General features: G+C 66.2%; 22 protein-coding genes, 1 tRNA gene and 1 riboswitch. Of the genes, 12 read left to right on the top strand and 11 right to left on the bottom strand.

The window, feature by feature from the left end:
- Window positions 1-3: 3 nt before the first annotated feature.
- Genes ABUE31_RS21975 through ABUE31_RS21985 form a run of 3 tightly spaced genes read right to left on the bottom strand, consistent with a single transcriptional unit; the run spans window position 4 to window position 2,182 of the window.
- Window positions 4-876: an NAD(P)-dependent oxidoreductase gene (locus ABUE31_RS21975; protein WP_367725905.1), complete on the bottom strand. Its 873-nt coding sequence runs from the start codon at window positions 874-876 to the stop codon at window positions 4-6.
- Window positions 873-1,487, bottom strand: coding sequence for an RraA family protein (locus ABUE31_RS21980; RefSeq protein WP_367725906.1), 615 nt, complete (start codon window positions 1,485-1,487; stop codon window positions 873-875). The genes ABUE31_RS21975 and ABUE31_RS21980 overlap by 4 nt, the downstream gene beginning before the upstream one ends.
- Complete coding sequence (locus ABUE31_RS21985; protein ID WP_367725907.1) at window positions 1,484-2,182, bottom strand: fumarylacetoacetate hydrolase family protein; 699 nt, start codon at window positions 2,180-2,182, stop codon at window positions 1,484-1,486. The genes ABUE31_RS21980 and ABUE31_RS21985 overlap by 4 nt, the downstream gene beginning before the upstream one ends.
- Before the next feature lie 226 nt (window positions 2,183-2,408).
- Between ABUE31_RS21985 and ABUE31_RS21990 the strand changes: the two genes are divergently transcribed.
- Genes ABUE31_RS21990 through ABUE31_RS22005 form a run of 4 tightly spaced genes read left to right on the top strand, consistent with a single transcriptional unit; the run spans window position 2,409 to window position 5,845 of the window.
- Entirely contained in the window at window positions 2,409-3,443 is a 1,035-nt protein-coding gene (locus ABUE31_RS21990) for an ABC transporter substrate-binding protein (protein ID WP_367725908.1), read from the top strand.
- Window positions 3,443-4,264: an ABC transporter ATP-binding protein gene (locus ABUE31_RS21995; RefSeq protein ID WP_367725909.1), complete on the top strand. Its 822-nt coding sequence runs from the start codon at window positions 3,443-3,445 to the stop codon at window positions 4,262-4,264. The genes ABUE31_RS21990 and ABUE31_RS21995 overlap by 1 nt, the downstream gene beginning before the upstream one ends.
- Window positions 4,261-5,109: an ABC transporter permease gene (locus ABUE31_RS22000; protein ID WP_367725910.1), complete on the top strand. Its 849-nt coding sequence runs from the start codon at window positions 4,261-4,263 to the stop codon at window positions 5,107-5,109. Before ABUE31_RS21995 ends, ABUE31_RS22000 begins: the two co-directional genes overlap by 4 nt.
- Window position 5,110: 1 nt before the next feature.
- Window positions 5,111-5,845 carry a GntR family transcriptional regulator gene (locus ABUE31_RS22005; protein ID WP_367725912.1) on the top strand — a complete coding sequence of 245 codons (735 nt, stop codon included), beginning with the start codon at window positions 5,111-5,113 and terminating at the stop codon, window positions 5,843-5,845.
- Between the two features lie 117 nt (window positions 5,846-5,962).
- Here ABUE31_RS22005 and ABUE31_RS22010 read toward each other — a convergent pair whose 3' ends face one another.
- Together ABUE31_RS22010 and ABUE31_RS22015 are read right to left on the bottom strand one after the other, a co-directional pair.
- On the bottom strand, window positions 5,963-7,240 hold the full coding sequence (locus tag ABUE31_RS22010; RefSeq protein ID WP_367725914.1) for a sulfatase-like hydrolase/transferase: 1,278 nt from the start codon (window positions 7,238-7,240) through the stop codon (window positions 5,963-5,965).
- Window positions 7,241-7,271: 31 nt separating this feature from the next.
- Window positions 7,272-8,324, bottom strand: coding sequence for a sulfatase-like hydrolase/transferase (locus tag ABUE31_RS22015; protein ID WP_367725915.1), 1,053 nt, complete (start codon window positions 8,322-8,324; stop codon window positions 7,272-7,274).
- A gap of 450 nt (window positions 8,325-8,774) precedes the next feature.
- On the opposite strand from ABUE31_RS22015, the gene ABUE31_RS22020 reads away from it, so the two are divergent.
- The 3 genes from ABUE31_RS22020 to ABUE31_RS22030 all read left to right on the top strand — a co-directional run bounded on the left by ABUE31_RS22020 (window position 8,775) and on the right by ABUE31_RS22030 (window position 11,715).
- Window positions 8,775-8,848 (top strand) — tRNA-Gly (locus tag ABUE31_RS22020).
- A 100-nt stretch (window positions 8,849-8,948) separates the two neighbouring features.
- Window positions 8,949-10,547 carry an ArnT family glycosyltransferase gene (locus ABUE31_RS22025; RefSeq protein ID WP_367725916.1) on the top strand — a complete coding sequence of 533 codons (1,599 nt, stop codon included), beginning with the start codon at window positions 8,949-8,951 and terminating at the stop codon, window positions 10,545-10,547.
- Window positions 10,477-11,715 carry a pectate lyase gene (locus tag ABUE31_RS22030; RefSeq protein WP_367725917.1) on the top strand — a complete coding sequence of 413 codons (1,239 nt, stop codon included), beginning with the start codon at window positions 10,477-10,479 and terminating at the stop codon, window positions 11,713-11,715. The genes ABUE31_RS22025 and ABUE31_RS22030 overlap by 71 nt, the downstream gene beginning before the upstream one ends.
- Window positions 11,716-11,718: 3 nt before the next feature.
- On the opposite strand, the gene ABUE31_RS22035 is transcribed toward ABUE31_RS22030, so the two are convergent.
- A complete protein-coding gene (locus ABUE31_RS22035) occupies window positions 11,719-12,861 on the bottom strand; it encodes a 2'-deoxycytidine 5'-triphosphate deaminase (RefSeq protein ID WP_437344178.1) in 1,143 nt (380 codons plus the stop codon).
- A 60-nt stretch (window positions 12,862-12,921) separates the two neighbouring features.
- Window positions 12,922-12,999, top strand: a riboswitch (SAM riboswitch).
- A 57-nt stretch (window positions 13,000-13,056) separates the two neighbouring features.
- Between ABUE31_RS22035 and ABUE31_RS22040 the strand changes: the two genes are divergently transcribed.
- Genes ABUE31_RS22040 through ABUE31_RS22050 form a run of 3 tightly spaced genes read left to right on the top strand, consistent with a single transcriptional unit; the run spans window position 13,057 to window position 15,167 of the window.
- The gene (locus ABUE31_RS22040) at window positions 13,057-14,247 is read left to right on the top strand and encodes an O-succinylhomoserine sulfhydrylase (RefSeq protein ID WP_367725919.1); all 1,191 of its coding nucleotides are present in this window, start codon (window positions 13,057-13,059) and stop codon (window positions 14,245-14,247) included.
- A gap of 58 nt (window positions 14,248-14,305) precedes the next feature.
- Window positions 14,306-14,698: a Co2+/Mg2+ efflux facilitator ApaG/CorD gene (gene apaG, locus ABUE31_RS22045; protein WP_367725920.1), complete on the top strand. Its 393-nt coding sequence runs from the start codon at window positions 14,306-14,308 to the stop codon at window positions 14,696-14,698.
- Window positions 14,699-14,708: 10 nt separating this feature from the next.
- On the top strand, window positions 14,709-15,167 hold the full coding sequence (locus tag ABUE31_RS22050; RefSeq protein ID WP_367725921.1) for a GFA family protein: 459 nt from the start codon (window positions 14,709-14,711) through the stop codon (window positions 15,165-15,167).
- Window positions 15,168-15,264: 97 nt separating this feature from the next.
- Here the strand turns inward: ABUE31_RS22050 and ABUE31_RS22055 are convergent, their stop codons facing one another.
- The 3 genes from ABUE31_RS22055 to ABUE31_RS22065 all read right to left on the bottom strand — a co-directional run bounded on the left by ABUE31_RS22055 (window position 15,265) and on the right by ABUE31_RS22065 (window position 18,495).
- A complete protein-coding gene (locus tag ABUE31_RS22055; RefSeq protein WP_367725922.1) occupies window positions 15,265-16,260 on the bottom strand; it encodes an Hsp33 family molecular chaperone in 996 nt (331 codons plus the stop codon).
- Between the two features lie 113 nt (window positions 16,261-16,373).
- Window positions 16,374-17,288 (bottom strand): ornithine carbamoyltransferase, encoded by a 915-nt coding sequence (gene argF, locus ABUE31_RS22060; RefSeq protein ID WP_367725923.1) that lies wholly within the window; start codon window positions 17,286-17,288, stop codon window positions 16,374-16,376.
- A gap of 13 nt (window positions 17,289-17,301) precedes the next feature.
- On the bottom strand, window positions 17,302-18,495 hold the full coding sequence (locus ABUE31_RS22065; RefSeq protein ID WP_367725924.1) for an aspartate aminotransferase family protein: 1,194 nt from the start codon (window positions 18,493-18,495) through the stop codon (window positions 17,302-17,304).
- 414 nt (window positions 18,496-18,909) lie between these two features.
- On the opposite strand from ABUE31_RS22065, the gene ABUE31_RS22070 reads away from it, so the two are divergent.
- On the top strand, window positions 18,910-19,422 hold the full coding sequence (locus ABUE31_RS22070; protein ID WP_367725925.1) for a GcrA family cell cycle regulator: 513 nt from the start codon (window positions 18,910-18,912) through the stop codon (window positions 19,420-19,422).
- A gap of 77 nt (window positions 19,423-19,499) precedes the next feature.
- Here ABUE31_RS22070 and phoU read toward each other — a convergent pair whose 3' ends face one another.
- Entirely contained in the window at window positions 19,500-20,216 is a 717-nt protein-coding gene (gene phoU, locus ABUE31_RS22075; protein ID WP_367725926.1) for a phosphate signaling complex protein PhoU, read from the bottom strand.
- Window positions 20,217-20,458: 242 nt separating this feature from the next.
- On the opposite strand from phoU, the gene ABUE31_RS22080 reads away from it, so the two are divergent.
- Window positions 20,459-21,205 (top strand): SDR family NAD(P)-dependent oxidoreductase, encoded by a 747-nt coding sequence (locus ABUE31_RS22080; protein WP_367725927.1) that lies wholly within the window; start codon window positions 20,459-20,461, stop codon window positions 21,203-21,205.
- 9 nt (window positions 21,206-21,214) lie between these two features.
- On the opposite strand, the gene ABUE31_RS22085 is transcribed toward ABUE31_RS22080, so the two are convergent.
- Entirely contained in the window at window positions 21,215-22,480 is a 1,266-nt protein-coding gene (locus ABUE31_RS22085; RefSeq protein WP_367725928.1) for an ATP-binding protein, read from the bottom strand.
- Window positions 22,481-22,514 lie beyond the last annotated feature (34 nt).

The raw sequence follows: 22,514 nt of genomic DNA on the forward strand, positions 1-22,514 counted from the left end.
AGATCAGGATCCGTCCAGCAGCATCCGGGTCAGGCTGGCGCCATCGAAACGCCCGAGGCCCGAGGCCCGCGCCTTTTCATAGCTGGCCTTGACGACCTCCGACAAGGGAAGCGTTTTCCCGCCGGAGCGCGCCCAGCGCAGCGCCAGGTCGAGATCCTTGCTCAGCCCCGCGATGTCGAAGGTGCCGGACTGGTCGGCGCCGGACAGCGTATCGACGACGACCTGCGCGCGGTTCTTCAGCACGGTCGGCCCGGCCGAGCTGTCGGCAATCAGGTCGACGGCCGTCGCAGGCGAAATCCCGGCGCCTTCGATCAGGGCCAGCGCCTCGGCCAGGGTCTGCCAGTACACGGCAAGCGGCAGGTTGATCGCGAGCTTCATCTGCGCCCCGCTTCCCGCAGGACCGAGGTGCTCGACCCGCCGGCAGAGCTGTTCGAGCACGGGCCTTGCCCGAGCAAGCGCTTCCGCCGTGCCGCCCGCCAGACCGAGAAGCTGTCCCCGGAGCGCCGGCGCCACCGTTCCGCCGACCGGACAATCGACGAACTCCGCCTCGGCTCTGCCAACCTTCGCGGCGATCGCGCGGCTTTCGTCCGGAAGGACGGTCGACATGTCGACCACGAGACGGCCCTTGATCCCGGCAGCCACCAGGCCGTCCACGACAGCTTCGACGGCAGCTGCATCGGTCAGCGAAATCAGGATGACGTCGGCGGCAGCGGCCAGGGCAGAGAGGTCGGCGACCGCTTCGGCGCCGTCGCCTGCGGCGGCTTCGGCCCGCGCCAGTGTGCGGTTCCACACGACAACCCTGTGGCCGGTTTCGACAAGGCGGCGCGCAAAGGCGGTTCCCATTCTGCCCGCGCCGGCTATCCCGACTGTCGTCATCGCTCGTCTCCCTCGTTCAGGCCGAGAATCTGCAGCGTCGTCTCACCGGCGCGCAAGCGGTCCATCATGGCGTCCTCGCGCGCGACCCGCGCCTCGCCGGCGGTGGCCGCGGCCTCGGCCTGCCCTGCCGGGAGAACAATGATCGCGTCGGCGTCGGCGATGACGAAATCTCCCTGCCGGACAAGCATCCCGCCGAGAGTGACCGGCGCGCCGACATCGCCGCGATCCTGTTTCGTGGTGCCGCGGATGTTCAGCCCGCGGCAGAATACGGGAAATCCCAACGCGGCGATCCTGGTGCTGTCACGCACCGAGCCGTCGATGACCATGCCGGCGATGCCGCGCAACTGGCAGGCCAGCGCCATGATCTCGCCGAAGGGCCCGCTGGCGACGCTGCCGCCGTAGTCGACCACGAGGACGTCGCCAGCCGTGGCTGCGGCAATCGCCCTGTGCAGCGCCAGGTTGTCGCCGGGCCGGCAACGCACCGTGATCGCCGGACCCGCCATGGCCGCCGGCGCAAGGGCGCGCAGCGGCAGGTCGATCGCCCGCGCCTCCGACGCGACCTCGCCTATCGTGGCGGTGCCAAGCGCGGCGAGGCGGGCGGCGAGGCTCACGCCGCGACGCCTCCGACGCGCACCTGCATCGGGGCCAGGCCGTCGACCGAACAATCCATCACGTCGCCGGTGACCACGGCGCCGACGCCGGCCGGCGTGCCTGTCATGATGATGTCGCCGGGCATCAGCCTGTGCTGCTCGGACAGCTTGGCGATGATCTCGTCGATCTTCCAGATCATGAGCGAGATGTCCGCATCCTGGCGCACGTCGCCGTTCACCTTGAGGCGCACATGGCCGTTCTCGAGGACGCCGCTGTCCTCGACGCGGGTGATGGGGCCGACCGGCGCGGACAGGTCGAACGACTTGGTGACCTCCCAGGGGAGCCCCTTCGCAAGCGCGGCCGCCTGGTGGTCGCGACGGGTCATGTCGAGGCCGACCGCATAGCCGAAGATGTGGCTGGAGGCGTCTTCTTCGGCAATGTTGTAGCCGCCCGACTTCAGCGCGACGATCAGTTCGCACTCGTAGTGGAAGTTGCTGGTGAAGACGGGATAGGGGATCTCCCCGCCGTTCTTCACGATCGCGTCCGCCGGCTTCATGAAGATCACGGGCGGATCGCGCTCGTCCTGGTTCATCTCGCGGATGTGCGCGACGTAGTTCTTGCCGATGCAGTAGATGCGCCGCACCGGGAATTTCTCGTCGGAACCGACGATGTCGAGATGCGCCTGAGCGGGCGCCGCAATGGCGTAGGAAACCATGAAACTCCTCCCCTCCAATGTCAGATGCCTGGCCCGCGGGCTGGAGGGACCCACGATCGCCCATTAGGATTTCGCGTTTGGGAGTCCAAATCAAGATACGAAACTCAAAATTTCGTCATTTCATATATTCTTTTTGCAAACCAGGACAGTTCGTATAGATTGCTCGATGAGGGCGACCGGCTACCGGCCGCCGCCCCGCCGAGGAGAACAATGGGAGGAATGATCGATGAAGCAGGGCTTCAACATATCGCGACGTAGCTTTGGCAAACTGGCCGCCGGCGGCCTCGCGGCGACGGTGGTCGGCATGCCGGCGATCGTGCGCGCGCAGACGGCAATCACCTTCGTGGTGCCGAACCCCTCCGCGCTGACCTGGTTGCCCTACTGGGTCGCCGTCGGCGAGGGCTATTTCGGAGACGAAGGGCTTGCGCCCACCCTCGAGGCGGTCGACGGCTCCTCGGCGTGTATGCAGGCGATGTCGGCCGGACAGGCCCAGATCGGCGCCCCCGGGCCGGGCCCGACGCTCGGCGCGCGGTCGCGCGGCGTCGATATCAAGTTCCTCTACAACCTCTACCCGAAGTCGGTCTTCGGCCTGCTGGTGAAGGACGACAGCCCCTTCCAGAAGCCCGAGGACCTGAAGGGCAAGGTGATCGGGGTTGGCACCGCCGACGGCGCCGAAGTCTCGTTCAGCCGCGCCATCCTGACGGATGTGGGCCTGAGCGAAGGCACCGACTACACCTTCCTGCCGGTCGGCGACGGCGGCACCGCGGCGGTTGCGTTCCTGCGCGACGAGGTTTCCTGCTATGCGGGCGCCGTGTCTGACGCGGCGATCCTCGGCGCGCGCGGCCTGAAGCTTCGCGAGATCACGCCGGAGGCCTATCTCGGCTTCTTCGGCAACGGCATCGCCATGCTGGAATCGCAGATGGCCGCGACGCCCGACCTTGCGCCGAAGTTCGGCAAGGCGCTGGTGCGCGGCATGCGCTTCGCCATCGATCCGGCCAACAAGGACAAGGCGCTGGCGCATTGCGCGGCCGGCAACCCGCAGGAGGGCGAGGACAAGGGCTTTGCCGCGTCGCTGCTCGAGGGCGTGATCCATCGCATGACGCCGACCGAGGCGTTCTTCGCCAAGGGCTACGGCTACCAGCCGCCGGAGCACTGGCAGGCGATCCACGACTCGGCGGTGGCGTCCGGCGCGCTCGAGGCGCCCATCGCGGACCTGTCGGCGGTCTACACGAACGATTTCGTGGCAGGCTGGAACGCCTGATGACAATGGCGGTGTCCCGAAACACCGGGCAAGCAGAACCGGTCGCGTCCCCGACGCGACCGGTCTACGAGATTTCGCGGCTCTCCAAGACCTACGCCCGAAACGAACTCGTTGCCCTGCAGGGCGTCGACCTGTCGCTCTACAAGGGCGAGTTCGTGTCGGTCGTCGGTTCTTCCGGGTGCGGAAAATCGACGCTGCTCAAGATCATGGCCGGCCTGCTGCCGCCCACCACTGGCCGGGTCATGCTGGAGGGCAAGCCCGTGATGGGGCCGCGGCCCGACATCGGCATGATGTTCCAGCAGGCCACGCTGCTGCCCTGGAAGACGACGGTCGAGAACATCGTCCTGCCGATCGAGATCCGCAACGGCAAGGCGGCGGCGAAGGCGGCGACCGGGCGAGCCCGCGAACTGCTGCAACTCGTGGGCCTCGGCGATTTCGGCAATGTCTATCCCGGCGAACTGTCGGGCGGCATGGCGCAGCGCGCCGCGATCTGCCGCATGCTCGTCGCGGACCCCGCGGTCCTGCTGCTCGACGAGCCGTTTTCCGCGCTCGACGAACTGACGCGGGACTTCATGAACATGGAACTGCAGCGCATCTGCATGGAGCGGCAGGCCACCGCCTTCCTGGTGACGCACTCGCTTGCGGAAGCGGTGATCCTGAGCGACCGTATCCTGGTGATGAAACCCCGGCCCGGGCGCGTGGTCGAGGAGGTTCCGGTCGAGCTTCCGCGTCCGCGCACGCTGGAGATGATCAACACGCCGCGCTTCGGCGAGATCGTGGCCCATATCCGGGACCTGCTGGGCAAGGAGACTTTCGGATGAGCGACGTTTCCACAACGGCGAACGGCGATACGGTCTGGGTGGAAAAGGACGCGCTGATCGACCGCATCCCGCGCAGCGTCGCCATGGTGTTCCTGTTCGTCGCCGTTGTCGCGATCTGGGATCTCGTGACGCGCATGGGCTGGGTGTCGCCGATCATCCTGCCGACGCCCGGCGAGACGCTGGCGGACCTTATGTTCGTCGGCGGCAACCTCCTGTCCGGCGACTACATGCTGGACGCGCTCTGGACCACGACGCTGACGGTGTTCTACAGCTTCCTGATCGCCGCCGGGATCGGCTTTTCGCTCGGCGTCCTGGTCGGCGAGACGAAGTTCGGCGAACGCGCGGTGATGCCCTATCTCGTCGCCATCGACACGATGCCCAAGGTGGCCTTCGCGCCGCTCTTCATCGCGTGGCTGGGTTTCGGCATCTCGTCCAAGGTCGCGCTCGCGGCCTTCATCGCGACATTCCCGATCGTCGTGTCGACCGCGGCCGGGCTTTACGCCGCCAGCGAAAACGAGCGCATGCTGTTCAAGTCGATCGGTGCGTCGCGGATGCAGATCCTGCTGCGGCTGAAGCTGCCGACCGGCCTGCCCTACATCTTCACCGGCCTGAAGATCGCGGCAGTGGGCGTCATGGCCGGCGTGATCACCGGCGAATTCCTCGGCGGCGGCAAGGGCTTCGGCGCGCTGATCCGGCAGTCGGCGAGCCAGATGAACACGCCGCGCGTGTTCGCGCTCATCCTCTACCTGAGCATCCTCGGGCTGGCGCTCTACTTCACGGTGGTGTGGGTCCAGCGGCGGTTCGTATTCTGGAACAAGTCGGATCAACCCGGGGCGATCGGCTGACATGAGCATCGTCGAGAGCAGCGCGTCCGACGGACGGAACCTGTCGGAGCAGGCCTACGACAGGATCCGGCACGACATCCTGCACGGCGCGCTGTTTCCCGACGAGAAGCTGCAGATCGAAGCGATCTCGGAACGCTACGGCATCGGCGCGGTGCCGGTCCGCGAGGCGCTGAACAGGCTCTCGTCCGAGGGCCTGGTCTACCGCAAGAGCAATCGCGGCTTCTTCGTCCAGACGATCTCCATCGCCAGCCTCGAGGAACTGGTGAAGACGCGTATCTGGCTGGAAACCAGGGCGCTTGCCGAGTCGATGTCGAACGGCGACGAGGCGTGGGAGGACGAACTCGTCGTCAGCTACCACAGGCTGGCGCGGATCCAGCGACGGCTGCCGTCCGAGGTCGGAAGCGAGGTGTCCGACGAATGGGAGATCCGCCACAAGGATTTCCACATGCTGCTGCTCGACCGCTGCGGCTCCGGCTGGCTGCTCGGCTTCTGCTCGACACTGATGGACCAGGCCGTGCGCTACCGCAGCCTGTCGATGAACACCAACCCCAGCAAGGCCCGGCGCGAAGGTGCGGCGGCCGAGCACCAGGCGATCCTCGACGCGGTTCTCGAACACGACACCGCGCTTGCCTGCGACCTGCTGACCGAACACTACAAGACCACGCTCGAGGGGCTTCGGCAGGTGTTCGGAGACCACCAGGAACCCGAGATCGCTCCCCCGCACAGGACGCTCTGACCGACCGGCTCCGTACCATCGCCGTGGCCTCCGGTCCTGTGCGCGACGGGGCGGAACCGACCGCCCCGAGCGCCCACCCGTCAAAGCCTCGGTGGCAAAGCGCTTGCCACCGCGCGCCTACTGCAGGTCGATCTCCACCGCCTTGATCTCGCCGGTGAAGCGGTAGGGCGGGGAGTAGGTGTTGACGACGGGCGAGCCCGTGTCTTCGCCAACGCCGAACGTGTCGATGCCGAACCGGCCGGGCACCGTCTTCTCGATCATGGCGCTGCCGACCTTCTCGTCGTTCACGAACAGCGTCGCCGTTCCGCCCTTGCCGAGTTCGTCCTTCTGGCCGTCGTAGGCGAACTCCATCTTCACCTTCACCTCGCCCGCCGGCAGTGCCTTTTCGGAAACGACCTCGGTTCGCTCCTCGTCGAACCAGTTGTAGTGATAGACGAGCTTCCCTTCGCGCATGAAGAGGGCGAAGCCGGCCGAACTGCCGCCCTCGGCGACGATCACACCTTCGCTACCCCCATCCGGCACGACGATGTCGGCGGTGATCGTATGGGACTTGTTCTTGGTGTTGGGGGCAGCCGTTTCCGCGAGCCGCACCGCTCCTGGATAGAAGACGAAGTGCGTCCGGTTCGGATCGGACGGCGTCGGCTTCGGGATGGCCAGGCGCTGCGCGCCGCGATCATCCAGCGGATAGACGTGGTATTTCTCCGCCTCCTCCTTGAAGAGCGCTTTCAGCTCCGCAAGCTTGTCGGGCATCTCAGCGGCGAGGTCCTTCGCCTCGCTGTAGTCTTCCTTGAGGTTGTAGAGTTCCCACTTGTCGCTGTCCCAGTTGCCCGGGGCAACGTCCTGGCGCCAGGGCAGCGTGTGCTGGGCGTTGGCCTTCCAGCCATTGTCGTACATCGACCGGTTGCTGAACACCTCGAAGTACTGCCGGGTGCGCACCTCGCCGGCACCGGCGTCGTTGACGACGGAAAGGAACGACGCCCCATCCATCGGCTTCTGCTCGATGCCGTCGACAACCTTCGGAGCCGGCAGGTGAGCGGCTTCAAGCATCGTCGGCAGCACGTCGATCAGGTGGGTGAACTGCCCACGGATCCCGCCGGGGTCCTTGATGTGCCCGGGCCAGGAGACGACCATCGGGTTTCGCGTCCCGCCGAGATGCGACGCCACCTGCTTGACCCACTGGAACGGCGAATTGCCGGCCCATGCCCACTCCAGCGGATAGTGCGGCTCGGTATCGGGGCCGCCGACCTTGTCGAGGCGCTCCACCACGGTGTGCAGGTCGGTCGGGAACCCGTTCAGGTTCATGACTTCGTTGATCGTGCCGTCGAAGCCTCCCTCCGAACTCGCGCCGTTGTCGCCAACGATATAGAAGATCAGCGTGTTGTCGGCGTCGGGCATCTGGTGGATGGCGTCGATGAGACGGCCGATCTCATGATCGGTATAGGCCAGGTAGGCGGCAAAAATTGTCCATCAGCGCCGCATAGACCGTGCGCTGCTCGTCGCTCAGGCTGTCCCAGGTTCTCGCCCAATCGGGCCGCGCGGTAAGTTGCGCCGTCTTTGGGATGACGCCGATCTCGATCTGGCGCCTGTAGGTCTGCTCGCGGATCGCATCCCATCCGGCGTCGAACTTGCCCTTGAATTTGTCGCGCCATTCCTTCGGCGCATGGTGCGGCGCATGTGCCGCTCCCGGCGCGAAATAAATCAACAGCGGCTTCTGCGGGGCGACCGACTTGGAATAGCGCATCCAGTCGATCGCCTTGTCGGTCATGTCCGCCATGAAGTGATAGCCTTCCTCGGGCGTCTTGTCGGGCTCGACCGGCTTCGTGTTCTCAAACAGCACCGGATAGTACTGGTGGGTCTCCCCGCCGATGAAGCCGTAGAAATAGTCGAAGCCCATGCCCGTCGGCCAACGGTCGAAAGGCCCGGACACGCTGCTTTCCCAGTCGGGCGTGTTGTGGTTCTTGCCGAACCACGACGTGGAGTAGCCGTTGTATTTCAGGATGGAGCCCATCGTCGCGGTGGTGCGCGGGATGAGATTGTCGTAGCTCGGAAAGCCCGTCGCCCATTCGGCGAGGAAGCCGGAACCCGCGTTGTGATGGTTTCGCCCGGTGATCAGGGCGGCGCGCGAGGGGCCGCAGATCGCCGTGGTGTGGAACTGCGTGAAGCGCAGGCCATCGGCCGCGAGCTTGTCCAGTTCGGGCGTCGGGATCGGCCCGCCGAACGTGCTGGTCTGCCCGTAGCCGACATCGTCCAGCAAGATCACCACGATGTTCGGCGCACCTTCCGGCGGGGTCGGCAGCCTCGGCCACTCCGCCGTGGATTCCTTGTAGGTCTCGCCGATGACCCCTCCGAAGGGAGGAAAGGGCATGGGAAGCACGGTGCGGTCCGGGTCGGAAGCAGCCGACTGGTCCTGCGCCTGGGACTGGGCCACTCCAAGGCCGACGAACGCACACGCAGCAGCAATCTTGAACAGAGACTTCATGGTCGTCCTCCGCGTCACCCGCCAGCCTGCAAGCAAAGCTTCCTGCAAAGTTTTGCTCGAGGCAAGACCTGCCGATACTTGCAAGTATTTCTCGGCAACTTGCCAGAGAGAGCTGACCATCTACTCGGCGGCCGGCTACGGTACCTGGTCGAACCCCGAGATAGCCAGGAATGCGGCGGGAACTGGGACCTCAGGGATCACACTTCCTTCGTGAAGGACATGCCGGGTTGGCAGCGGTCTACGTCAAGGCATTGCCGGAGGCGCCCGAAAGCGAGCCGATGACGTGGTAGCTGCCAACGCGAGGCGCAATTCAGACGGCAGATCGTAGGCTCATGAAGCTTATCTGGCCACGTTCCCGCGGAACGAGGCAATTCTCGATCACCTGACGACCGGCGAGGCAAGCTTCCCGATTGCGCACCCCGCGACGGGCATGATAGGCAGGCTTCCGTTGCGGGTATGATGTAATGGTAGCCTGTCAGCTTCCCAAGCTGAACGCGCGGGTTCGATTCCCGCTACCCGCTCCACTGCGCACCGGCGCCGTCGACAAGGCGCTCCCTTCCAGCGAAGGTTTCGCCCGCCCCCGAGCGGCAGGGCGGTCCGGGATTTTTCAGGACATGACCGTCGATGAGTTTTGTCCGCCCGACCGTTGCCGCGCTGGCGATCATCGGCCTGACCAGCCTGCTCGGCCCCTGGTGGTCGGTCTATGAGTTCAATCCCGACGAGGGGCTCAACCTGCAGAAGGCCGTCCTCGTCGCCGAAGGCTATCGCCTGCATGCCGATATCTGGAGCGACCAGCCGCCGATCCTGACATATCTGCTCGCGGCGACCCACCTGGTCTTTCCGTTTTCGGTTCCGGCCGCGCGCGCGACAGTCCTCTTGTTCGGCGCGCTGCTGGCTGGCTGCCTGTTTCGCGTGACGGCCCGCTTCGACGGGACGATGGCCGGCTGGAACGCGGTCGTCCTTCTGGCCTGCAGCAGTCTTTTCCTGAAACTGAGCGTGTCCGTGATGGTCGGCCTGCCGGCGGTGGCGCTGGCCATGCTGGCGATCGACGTCGCGACCAGGCCAGGCAGCGCGCGCGACCACCGAAACGCGGCCGCGGCCGGCGGCGTCTTCGCGCTCGCCGCCCTGACCAAGCTGTTCGTCGTGCTGATCCTGCCGGCCGCGCTCGCAGGCACGTGGATGGCGGCCAGGGGCGACAGAAGCAGGCGAGCCGGCGTTCTGGCCTGCCTGTGGTTCCTGGGCGCCGCGGCGATCACGGTTCCCGTCGTGTTCGTCCTTGTCCGGGGCTTCTCGCTCGAGCAGCTGGTCGGAACCCACGCGATAGCCCGCCAAACGGAGGATTTCGAGACCATCGGCGGCTTCGTGGTCTTGTTCGAGACACTCTGGAGAGGGGCTGCGGTCGCGCTCTGCACCGCCACCGCCTTCGGCCTCGCCGCGTTCTGGAAGCGGCCGGCGTCCCACTTGCTCGTTCCGATCCTCTGGCTTGTCGCTGCAATAACCCTGCTCGGAACGCACAGGCCGTTCTGGGACCATCAGGTCCTCCTTCTCGTACCGCCGCTTTGCTGGCTGGGCGGCGTCGGCCTGAAGAGCCTGTTCGTCAAGGGCGAGCGGCTCGGGATCGTCGACCGGATCGCCAAGCACCCGCATCGAATGGTCCGCCTGGGCGGCGGCGCGCTCGTCCTCTCGTTCCTGGCTGCGATGGCGGCCCTCGCGCTTAAGGACATGAGACATGTCCAGCAGCTCCTGAATGCACGCCCGACGATCGCCCAGGAGATGGCGAGCACAAGCCTAGCCGTTCTTGGCAGCGCGTCCCAAGTCGTGGTTACCGACAAGCCGATGGACGCGTTCCGGCAGCGAAAGTCCGTGCCGCCCAACCTGGCGGTCTGGTCGGAAAAGCGGATCGCGGTCGGCGGCATCACAGAGGATGAAATCCTGCACGAGGTGCGAACGCACCCCGACAGCCCGGTGATGCTCCGCCGGCGCGGCTACAGTCCCGACCTGCTGAACCGGATCGGGGCGCTGACCCCCAGACTTTCAACCGCCACCGAAGGCTATTCAAAGCCGTCAATTCCCCTGTTTGCGGCAACGGCTCCAGAAACACCCCTCGAAAGCCGCTTGCTTGCCCATTTGCCCATGGTCGTCGCGGGCAGCCTTGGAGGCCTCGACGGGCAGCAGCCGGGCGAGCGGCTGGCGCGCCCGGACCCCCCCGTCACCTTTGCCTGAACACGCCGTGGTCGCGCGCCCTCCCGGCTCGGCCCAGGAACTGGGCGCGTGCCTGGTCGCTGCGTCGCGCGCGTCGGACAGCAGACGCCTGCTTCTGGAGGCCCTCGGCGTGGCACAAGCCCTGGCCTGCGTGCAGAACGCCAACGGAGGCTGGAGCGAGACCGCGTCGCCGGGGCCGGTTTGCGGGTCGCACGGCGCCGAGACGACGAAAGCAAAAGAGACCCTCGACGACGGCACGATCCCGTCGATCCTGTACTTCCTGTTCGACCTCGAAGACCGGCTTTCGGAACTTTCGATCGAGCCGCCACTATGGCTGACCGCGAGCGCCAGGCGGGCGCAGCATTTTTCGATCCGGTCGCAGCGAGAAGACGGAAGCTGGCCGCAGATCGTCGACGACGGCAAGGGCTACGCCCGGCTCGGCACCCTCAACGACGATGTCACGACGGGCATGATCCGGGTCCTGATCGCGGCCTACAGGCGAAACGGCAATACCGCCTATCTCGACGCCGCACGGCGCGGCGGCGACTTCCTGCTGCGCGCCCAGGGCGCTGGCGCGCAGCGCGCCTTCGGCCAGCAGTACGACTCAGCCCTCAACGTCGCCCCGGCGCGCAAGTTCGAACCCGCTGCCTATTCGTCGCTGGAGACTGCCTATGCGATCAATGCCCTGATCGACCTCCACCTGGCCACCGGCGACGGGCGGTATCTGGCCGCCGCCAGGGCCGCGGCCGCATGGCTGGAAGCGAGCCAAACCGGACCGGGAGAGTGGGCGAGACTCTACGAGATCGGCACCAACAAGCCGATCTACGCGCTGAGGGCCGGACGCGTCACCTATGAACTGCAAGATGTGCCGGCAGCCGATCTGGCGGCCTATCGCTGGACGGGCGGCCGGGACGTGTATCCCGAGATCGGCCTTGCGTTCGACAGGCTGGAGCGGCTTGACCAGGGCGTGGAGGGTCTGCGCGCGTTGGACCGGAGGATCGCCGCCGACAGCCTGCTCGCCGCGACCCCGACCGCACGGCTGCCGCTTGTTCCAGCGAACGAGGCGATTACCGCCGCAACCCTGGCCTCGACCCGACGATTTGCGGAACATTGCGCCGGCCTGATCGCACTGCAGATGCGCGACGGGACGCTGCCGCCGGAGGTGGACGACAGCGCAGCGCGGCGTTGACGGTCAGGTCGGGCGGAAATGCTTCGACAGCTTCAGGCCCTGTGCCTGGTAGTTGGAGCCGAGATCGACGCCGTAGAGCGCCTTGGGGCGCTTCAGCATGTGCTCGTAGACCAGGCGGCCGACGATCTGGCCGTGCTCCAGGATGAACGGCACCTCGTGGCTTCGCACCTCGAGCACGGCGCGGCTGCCGGTGCCGCCGGCGCTGGAATGGCCGAAGCCCGGATCGAAGAAGCCCGCATAGTGAACGCGGAACTCGCCGACCAGCGGGTCGAACGGCGTCATCTCGGCGGCGTAGAGAGGCGGCACGTGCACCGCCTCCTGGCTGACCAGGATGTAGAACTCGTCGGGGTCGAGCACGAGTTCGGGCGCGCCGTGCGCATAGAGCGGCTCCCAGTAGTCGAGCACCTCGTGCGCGGCGCGCCGGTCGACGTCGACCAAGCCGGTGTGGTGCTTTCCCCTGTAGCCGATGAGCGAGCCCGCCTCGCCGCTGAGATCGATCGAGAGGGCGATCCCGCCGCCCGAAATGTTCGGCGGATCGGTGGCGACCAGCGTCTCGGCCCGGTGGAGGACGGCGAGTTCGTCCTCGGTGAGGAGCGCGTTTCCGGTCCTGAACCGGATCTGCGACAGCCGCGAGCCGGTGCGCACGACGATCGGGAACGTGCGCGGGCTGACCTCCAGATAAAGCGGCCCGCCGTAGCCCGGCGCGATCTTGTCGAACTCCTGCCCGCGGTCCGTCATGACGCGGGTGAAGATGTCGAGGCGACCGGTCGAACTCTTCGGATTGGCGGAGGCCGAAATGCCGGCCGGCAGGTTCAGGCTTTCCAGGAGCGGCACGATGTAGACGCAACCGGTCTCCAGCACCGCGCCGTTGGCGAGGTCGATCTCGTGCAGCTTCAGCCGGTCGAGCTTGTCGGCGACCAGGCTGTTCGGCCCGGGCAGGAAGCTGGCGCGCACCCGCCAGGCCCTGTCGCCCAGCCTGAGGTCGAGGCTCGCCGGCTGGATCTGGTCGTGATCGAGGGCGCGCGAAACCGCAAGCGCGCCACTTTCGAAAAGCGCGGCTATCTCGGTGTCGGGCAGGATGCCAGTCTGACGCAATCGCCGGTCTCCGTGCGGCCCCGGCAAGCCATACCATCGCCGTCGGACCATGCTGGCCAAGTGGTTTAGCGAACGGCGCGATTGACGCAAGCCGATGACAGGTCTAAAGGCTCTTTATCCCGTGGTGATTTGGCCGGTCGGCTTGCAGCCACGTTAAACAAGTCGCTAAAGGACCGTCGGGGCTCGAAGCCCATATGGACCGGTTGCGACTTCCGCGGCCGGTTTTTTGTTGTTTGGGGCAGGTCGATGACAAGCAGGAAGCGCAACTGGAAGCCCGCAACGCAGCTGGTCCATTCGGGAACGCTGCGCTCGCCGCACGGCGAGACGTCGGAAGCGATCTACCTGACGCAGGGCTACGTCTACGACACGGCCGAAGCGGCGGAAGCCCGCTTCAAGGGCGAGGAGCCCGGTTTCATCTATTCGCGCTACGCAAACCCGACCGTCGACATGTTCGAAAAGCGCATGTGCGCGCTCGAAGGAGCGGAGGACGCGCGGGCGACCTCGTCGGGCATGGCCGCCGTCACCGCGGCGATCCTCTGCGGTCTCCAGGCCGGCGATCACATCGTCGCCGCGCGCGCCCTTTTCGGCTCGTGCCGCTGGGTAATCGAGACGCTGGCGCCGCGCTACGGCATCGAATCCACGCTCGTCGACGGAACCGACATCGGGAACTGGGAGCAAGCCTGCCGCCCCAACACCAAGCTGTTCTTCCTCGAGAGCCCCACCAACCCGACGCTTGAAGTGATCGACATCGCGGCGGTGGCGGAACTCGCGACATCGCGGGGCGCAAGGCTGGTCGTCGACAATGTCTTCGCCACGCCCCTGCAGCAGAAGCCGCTCCAACTCGGCGCGCATGTCGTCGTCTATTCGGCGACAAAGCATATCGACGGCCAGGGGCGCTGCCTGGGCGGCATCGTGCTTTCCGACAAGGAGTGGATCGACAAGAACCTGCACGACTATTTCCGCCACACCGGGCCGAGCCTCTCGCCCTTCAACGCCTGGACGCTGTTGAAGGGCCTGGAGACGCTGCCGGTCCGGGTACGGCAGCAGACGGAGAGCGCCGCTGAGATCGCCGGCTTCCTGGCCACCCGGCCGGAAATCGCGCGCGTCATCTATCCCGGCCGCGCCGACCATCCGCAGGCAGCGGTCGTCGCCAAGCAGATGGCGGGCGGGTCGACGCTGATCTGCCTCGAACTCAAGGGCGGCAAGAAGACGGCATTCGCGTTCCAGAACGCGCTCGAGGTTGTGAAGATCTCCAACAATCTCGGCGACGCCAAGAGCCTGATCACGCATCCGGCGACGACCACGCACAAGAACCTCACCGACGATGCGCGCGCCGAACTCGGCATCGGCGGCGGCACTTTGAGGCTCTCGGTCGGGCTGGAGGACACCGACGATCTGATCGCCGACATCGGAGAAGCGCTGGATCGCGCCGGGTAGCGCCGCCACAATGTCGCTGATCACTGTGGCTAAGGAGGCTGTAGCGGGAGCAGCGACCATGTACAGCGCAACCACCAACAACATCGCGGTCAGCGTCGAGCCTTTCTACCTCGACGATCGTTCCGATCCGTCCGAAGGCCGGTACGTCTGGGCCTATCGCATAACCATCGACAACCAGTCGGACGAATGGGTGAAGCTGGTCGCCCGATACTGGCAGATCACCGACGGGGCGGGCCGCGTCGAGGAAGTGATCGGCGAAGGCGTGGTCGGCGAGCAGCCGGAGCTCGACCCCGGCGACAGCTACCAGTACACCTCGGGTTGCCCGCTGCCGACGCCGTCGGGCATCATGGTCGGCCGCTACACGATGCAGAACGACAGGGGCGAGCTGTTCGAGATCGATATTCCCGCCTTCTCGCTCGATCTGCCGGGCAAGCCGCGCGTGGTGAACTGAAAGGGACGATATGAGCGCCGAGACCGTTGCCAGGGAAGGCGGCTGCCGCTGCGGCCGTGTGCGGCTGAAGGTCACCAAGCGGCCCCTGATCACCATGGCGTGCCACTGCACGGGCTGCCAGCGCATGAGTTCGAGCGCCTATTCGCTGAGCGCGGCGATCCCGGCCGACGGCTTCGAGGTGACCGAGGGCGAGCCGGTCATCGGCGGGCTGCACGGTGCATCCAGACACTATTTCTGCGGATACTGCATGACGTGGATGTTCACGCGGCCGGAGGGCATCGACTGGTTCGTCAACATCCGTCCGACCATGCTCGACGACGCCAGCTGGTCGCCGCCCTTCATCGAGACGTGGACCAGCGAGGGTTTCCCCTGGGCGAAGACCGCGGCGGTGCACAGCTTCGAGAAACTGCCGCCGATGGAAGCCTATGAAGGGCTGATCAAGCAGTATGCGGAGTGGGAGCTCGCCTGATTTACGGACCCCGCCTGCCGCCAGCGCAGACGCTTGCTCTCCCCCGGCGAGCGGGGGAGAGGTGTCACGCGAGGCGTGACGGAGCGGGGATCGAGCGTCAGTTGGCGGCGACGAACTCGGCCGGATCGAACTCGTAGGACTTCGAGCAGAACTCGCAATTGACCGAGATCCTGCCGTCCTCCGTGCTTTCGACGATCTCCTCGGCTGAGAACCCGTCGAGGATGCCGCGGATGCGTTCGCGCGAGCACGAGCAGACGTCCGCCACCGGCGTCGCTGGAAAGACCCGCACGCCGTGCTCGTGGAACAGCCTGTAGAGCAGCCGCTCGGGCTCGATGGTCGGATCGATCAGTTCGCCGGTCTCGATGGTGCCGACGAGCGCCTGCACCTCACGCCAGGCGTTGTCGATCTCAACCTCGACGTCCGGCGCGCCGTCGCCGCCGTGCAGGTCGCCCATGCGCAGCCTCTCGGGCGATTCCGGCAGGAACTGGGCGATCAGGCCGCCGGCGCGCCAGAACTCGCCCTCGCCCGGACGCACGAGCTTCGCCACCTGGAGCCTGATCTCGGTCGGGATCTGCTCGGACTGGCGGAAGTAGATGTGCGCCGCCTCCTGCAGGGTCGTGCCTTCGAGTTGCACGATGCCCTGGTAACGCTGCGTGTAGGCGCCCTGGTCGATCGTCAGCGCCAGTACGCCGTGACCGAGCAGCGTCTCGGGCGACGCCTCGCCGGCGGCAGCCAGCGCTTCCAGCCGGTCGGCATCGAAGCGCGCATAGGCGCGCAGCGAACCGGGCGTGGTGAAATCGGCCACCAGCATGTCGACCGGACCGTCGGTGCGCGTCTGCAGGATGAACTTGCCCTCGAACTTCAGCGACGAGCCAAGCAGCACGGCGACGAGGCAAGCCTCCGCCAGCAGCCTCGCGACGGGCTCCGGATAGTCGTGGCGGCCGAGAATGCCGTCGAGCAGCGGACCGAGCTGGATGACGCGCCCACGCGCGTCAAGCGCCCCGACCTCGAAGGGGATCACATGGTCTTCGCCGGCAAAGCCGAAATCGCCGAGCTTCTTGGTTGCGTCAGGCACGTTCACGGTTTCCAACATGGCACGTCTCCAGCGTCCGGCGATGCCGCCGTCGCGGAAGCATGCGCGCTACGCCCTGGTTTTCTGGGATGTCCGCCAGATAGGCATCGCCGCGTCCATCTTCAAGCCGGGGCTCAAGCGCCGAGACACCAGGCGAGCACCGCCTTCTGGGCATGCAAGCGGTTTTCCGCCTCGTCGAACACGACAGAGTTCGGGCCGTCGATCACCTCGTCGGTGACTTCTTCTCCGCGATGCGCCGGCAGGCAGTGCATGAACAGCGCGTCAGGCTTGGCCCTCGCCATCAGCGCGCCATTCACCTGGTAGGGGCCGAAGACGTTGTGGCCGCGGGCGCGATGCTCCTGGTTCATCGACACCCAGCAATCGGTGACGACGCAGTCGGCGTCGCGCACGGCATCCTCGGCCGAGTTCGTCAGGCTGACGGCGCCGCCGTTGGCCCGCGCCCACTGGACATAGGTTTCCCCGGGTTCGCTACCCTGCGGCGTCGCGACGTTGATCCGGAAGGAGAAGCGGGCGGACGCTTCCAGCCAGGAATGCAGCACGTTGTTGCCGTCGCCCGTCCAGGCAATCGTCCTGCCGGCGACCGGACCGCGATGCTCCTCGAAGGTCAGGATGTCGGCCATGATCTGGCAGGGATGCGTGTCGTCGGTCAGGCCGTTGATGACGGGAACCGTCGCATGCTCGGTGAGCTCAAGGAGCCGCGCATGGTCGGTGGTGCGGATCATGATCGCGTCGACATAGCGCGACAGCACCTTGGCGGTGTCGGCAATGGTCTCCGAGCGGCCGAGCTGCATTTCCGTGCCGGTCAGCATGATCGTCTCGCCGCCCAGTTGGCGCATTCCGACGTCGAAGGAGACGCGGGTGCGGGTCGACGGCTTGTCGAAGATCATCGCCAGCACCTTGCCGTCGAGCGGTTTCGAACGCTCGCCGGCCTTCAGCCTGGCCTTGCGGGCAGCCGCATCGTCGAGCATGCCGCGCAGATCGGCCGCCGGGATCGCTGACAGATCGGTGAAATGACGAATCCCGGACATGCGTGGCTCCGGCTCAGCTTGCAGCGGCGTGTTGCGTCGACATCGACGCGGCGGCGGCGCGGATCCGGTCGAGCCCTTCGCGGATGTCGGCGTCGGTGATGGTGAGCGCCGGCAGCAGGCGCACCACGTTGTCGCCGGCCGGAACGGCCAGCAACTTGTGCTCCCGCAGAGCCGCGTTGAAGGCCGCGTTGGACACCTTGCACTTGACGCCGAGCATCAGGCCGGCTCCGCGGATTTCCTGGATGACGTCCGGGAACTCGTCGGCGATGGCGGCCAGCCCCTGCTTCATCAGCAGGGCCTTGCGCGCGACGTCGTCGAGGAAACCGTCGGCGAGCAGAACGTCGAGGACGGCATTGCCGACGGCCATGGCAAGCGGATTGCCGCCGAAGGTGGTGCCGTGGACCCCCGGCGTCATGGCGCTGGCGGCCTCTTCGGTGGCCAGCACGGCCGCCATCGGGAAACCGCCGCCGATGCCCTTGGCGACCGCCATGATGTCGGGCGTCACGCCCGACCACTCATAGGCGAACAGCTTGCCGGTGCGGCCGACGCCGCACTGGACCTCGTCGAAGATGAGCAGAAGGCCATGCTTGTCGCACAGTTCGCGCAACCGCTTGAGCGACTGCGTCGGGAAGGCGCGGATGCCGCCCTCGCCCTGCACCGGTTCCAGCATGATGGCCGCGGTCTCCGGACCGATCAGCTTCTCGACGGCGTCGATGTCGTCGAAGGGGACCTGGTCGAAGCCGGCCGCCTTCGGGCCGAAGCCCTCGAGGTACTTCTGCTGGCCGCCCGCGGCGATGGTCGCCAGGGTCCGGCCATGGAAGGCGCCTTCGAAGGTGATGACGCCGAAACGCTCGGGATGGCCGTTCACAAAGTGATAGCGGCGGGCCGTCTTGATCGCGCCTTCGATGGCCTCGGCGCCGGAGTTGGTGAAGAACACCCGGTCGGCGAAGGTCGACGCCACCAGACGCTCGCCGAGACGGCGCTGTCCGGGCACCTCGTAGAGGTTGGACACGTGCCAGAGCTTGCCAGCCTGCTCGGTCAGCGCGGCGACAAGGTGCGGGTGGGCGTGGCCAAGCGCGTTGACGGCGATGCCGGCGCCGAAGTCGAGGTATCGCTCGCCGCTGTCGGTAGTCATCCAGCAGCCTTCGCCCCTCTCGAAGGCGAGGGGCGCCCGGGCATAGGTATCGAAAAGCGCCGAACCGCTCATTATATGCGTCTCCGGATCCGCATCCGGGCGCCGCCGCCTAAGCGACCGCTCGGCCCGTGCAGCGGCCAAAAAATCAAAAAGCCGCCCAAGCGGCGGCCAACCGGGGCCATATTGTGGTTTTCGGGCGTGAAGTCAACGAAAAGGTCGCATTTGAACTGTGTCACACTCCATTGCCGGCAGGTCCAGCGGACGACTTCGGACATGCTTCCGGCAAGTTGGGGAAAACCGAAGATTCCGAATCGTGTTGCACCGGGGACTCTTGTCACCGAGTCAGCCGATGGAGTAATTTGCAGCCAATAAAAGCCTATATCTCGTGCGGCTACCCTAATCCGAAGCGTATATGTGGTGTCGACCCCGACAGCCTCGGGACGACGTCGGATTCCGGATTCCGCACAGCACCTGGAGCGCACAGCCATGAACTGGACGGACGAACGGGTCGAACTTCTTCGTAAACTGTGGTCGGAGGGGCTGAGCGCCAGCCAGATCGCAGCCCAGCTCGGCTCGGTCACCCGCAACGCCGTCATCGGCAAGGTTCATCGCCTGAAGCTGTCGAGCCGCGGCCGCGCCACGGCGTCGCCCGCCCGCCAGAAGAAGACCGTCTCGGGATCGACCGCCACGCGCAGCGTCACCCGGACGGCGACCGTCACCCGCTCGGTGACGACCATCGGCGCCACGGCGCTGCAGGCCCAGTTCGACGCAGAGCCGGTCGCGCGCTATCACCAGCGGCCGGTGGAGGACGTCGTCGTGCCGATCTCGCGCCGGCTACAGCTGGTGCAGCTATCCGAACGCACCTGCAAATGGCCGAACGGCGACCCGCTGACCGAGGAGTTTTCCTTCTGCGGCAACGATTGCGCCGAAACCGGGCCCTACTGCACCTATCACTCCCGCATCGCCTTCCAGCCGGCCGCCGAACGCCGCCGGCGCTGAAGGCAGGACGCTGCATCCGCAATGCCGGATAGCCGGCGTGAAATTGGCCGTGTCTGAGAAAAAGCGGACGTGAGCGGCTAGCCGGCGTCGTCCTTGAACACCACGTTGTGGCTCTTGTCCTGCTTCGGCCGGTCGATCGGCATCTGCTCGCCGGTCACCACGTAGTAGACCGTCTCCGCGATGTTGGTGGCGTGGTCGCCGATACGCTCGATGTTCTTGGCGCAGAACAGCAAATGCGTGCAGGGCGTGATGTTGCGCGTGTCTTCCATCATGTAGGTCAACAGCTCGCGGAAAAGCGAGGTGTACATGGCGTCGATCTGGTCGTCGCGGTCGCGCATCAGCGCCAGCTTCGCTACGGAGCGCGAGGCATAGACGTCGAGCACGTCCTTCAGCTGCGTCAGCGCCAGTTCGGCAAGCGCCTGCAGGCCGCGGAAAAGGCTGAGTGGCTGGCGCCCCTCGGTCACGGCGACGACACGCTTTGCGATGTTCTTGCCGAGATCGCCGACGCGCTCGAGATCGGCGGCGATGCGGATGGCGCCGATCACCTCGCGCAGGTCGTCGGCCATGGGCTGGCGCTTGGCGATCAGCACGATCGCCTTGTCGTCGACCTCGCGCTGGGCGTCATCGAGGAAGGCATCGTCCGCGATCACCTTGCGTGCCAGACCGGCATCGGCGTTGACCAGGGCCAGCACCGACTGGTCGACCATGCGTTCCGCATGCCCGCCCATGGCGGCGAGGCGGTTGCCGAGATATTTCAGCTCCTCGTCATAGGAGCGGACGATGTGCGTGTTCATGGCAGTCTGCGCGACTCATGCATGTGGGATCGTTGATCGTCCTGATAGGCTAACCGCGTGACAGAAAAAAGAAACAGGCGACAGACAAGGCATCGCATGTTTTCGCGGCCGCCCTCTTCAAGCAGCGCAAAGCATCGTTCGAGTCGAGCCTGAACACCATCCTCCCTCCCCGCAATCGCAACCCTTGACGAAGCCAGCCACTTGTTGTCAGTCGAAACTGACCAAACGTCTGGGGAAGAACCATGAACAGCATCGACCTCAAGGGGCAAACGGCAGTCGTCACGGGCGGAGCGCAGGGCATCGGCTTCGCGATCGCGCGGCGCCTGCTGGCATCGGGCGCAAGGGTCAGCCTGTGGGATCGCGATCCCGACGCGCTGGCGAAGGCGACCGCGGCGCTCGGCGAAGGCGCCTCGGCGAAGCAGGTCGACATTACCGACCTCGAGGGTTTGCGCCGCGTGCATGCCGAAACCGAGGCGGAAGCGGGGCCGGTGTCAATCCTGGTCAATTCGGCAGGCGTCGCCGGCAACAACGCGACGCTGGAGGACTACGACCCGGACGAATGGCGTCGCGTCGTCGAGATCAACCTCAACGGCACCTTCTACGTGAACAAGGTCGTCATTCCGTCGATGAAGGCGAGGAATTATGGCCGCATCGTCAACATCTCGTCCGTCGCCGGCAAGGAAGGCAACCCGAACCTTTCCGCCTATTCCGCCGCCAAGGCCGGCGTGATCGGCCTTACCAAGTCGCTCGGCAAGGAACTCGCCAAGTACGATATCGCGGTCAACGCCGTGACGCCGGCAACCGCCAACACGCGGATCCTCGATACTCTGACCAAGGAGTTCATCGACTACATGCTGGTGCGCATTCCGCGCGGCCGCTTCCTGGAAGTGGACGAGGCGGCCTCGATGATCGCTTGGCTGGTCAGCCGGGATAACAGCTTCACCACGGCTTCCGTGTTCGACCTCTCGGGCGGGCGCACCACCTACTGATCGCAGGCGTCAGGCCACCGGGAGGTGGACGGTGAAGGCGGCTCCTTCGCCGATGGTGGACTTGATGGTCAGGCGCGCGTTATGGCGCGTCAGGATGTGCTTCACGATCGCAAGGCCGAGCCCCGTCCCCTTGCGGCTTGTATCGACATCGACGCGGTAGAAGCGCTCGGTGACGCGGGGGATATGCTCCTCCGGAATGCCCGGGCCAAAGTCCCGGATGGTGACCGCGACTTCCGGTTCCGGTCCGCCTTTCCTCTCGATCGAGACGACGACGCGACCGCCGGACTGCCCGTATTTGCAGGCGTTCTCGAGCAGGTTCTCGAAGACCTGGAAAAGCTCGTCGCGATCGCCCCTCGCCTCCGCCGGCCCTTCACCAAGATCCTGCTCTATGACGACGCCGGAATCCCGCGCGAGGGGGGACAGCGAGTCGATCACGCTGACCACGATCTGGCGCACGTCGACCAAGGCGCCCGGCGGCAGGTAGGGCTTCATTTCAAGACGCGACAGCGACAATAGGTCGTCGATCAGCCGCGCCATGCGGGCCGTCTGGTTCTGCATGATCTGCAGGAAGTGATCACGCGCGGCCGCGTCGTTCCTTGCCGGACCGCGCAGCGTCTCGACAAATCCGGATATGGAGGCGAGCGGCGTTCTCAGTTCGTGGCTGGCATTGGCGATGAAGTCGGCCCGCATGCGGTCGATGCGCCGCGTTTCGCTCTGGTCCTTGAAGATGACCACATAGAGACCCGTGCCCCGGCCGATCGCCGTCAGCGTCGCCCTGTAGACGCGCTCGATCGGCACGCGCTCGACATAGTCGACGACCTCCGCCTCGCTGGCGCCCTTGCGCACGCGCTCGATCGCCGACTGGATCTCGGGCGCCCGGAACTTCATCAGGAGCGACAGACCCGGGGCGATGGCGCCGAAGGCCCCGCGCGCCGCGTCGTTGACATGGACCGCGGTTCCGGCGGCGTCGAACACGATCAGCGGGTCGCTGACGGCGGCGGCAAGGTTCTGCGCGGACAGAGCATCCAGGCTGCCGCCATCGGCCGCCGCGCGGGCCGCCCGGAGTTGCCCGCGGGTGCGCTTCGGAGCCAGCGCCGCAGCGGCGGCGAGGAACAGGACGGCACCGGCAACGATCGCCGGCCGGGCCCCGGCAACGGCGCCGACCACGCAAAGCGCGGCGACGCCCGCAGCCAGCATCCAGCGGTTCGCGGCCAGTCTTCCGACGACCAGGCTCACCGCGCGGCGTGTCTGTTCTTTGCGTCTGGTCTCGTCCATCGGCTTCCATTCGGCGGCGGCGGAACTTCGCTAT

Origin of the sequence: Mesorhizobium marinum (assembly GCF_040813675.1) — a bacterium.
GTDB lineage: Bacteria > Pseudomonadota > Alphaproteobacteria > Rhizobiales > Rhizobiaceae > Mesorhizobium_K > Mesorhizobium_K marinum.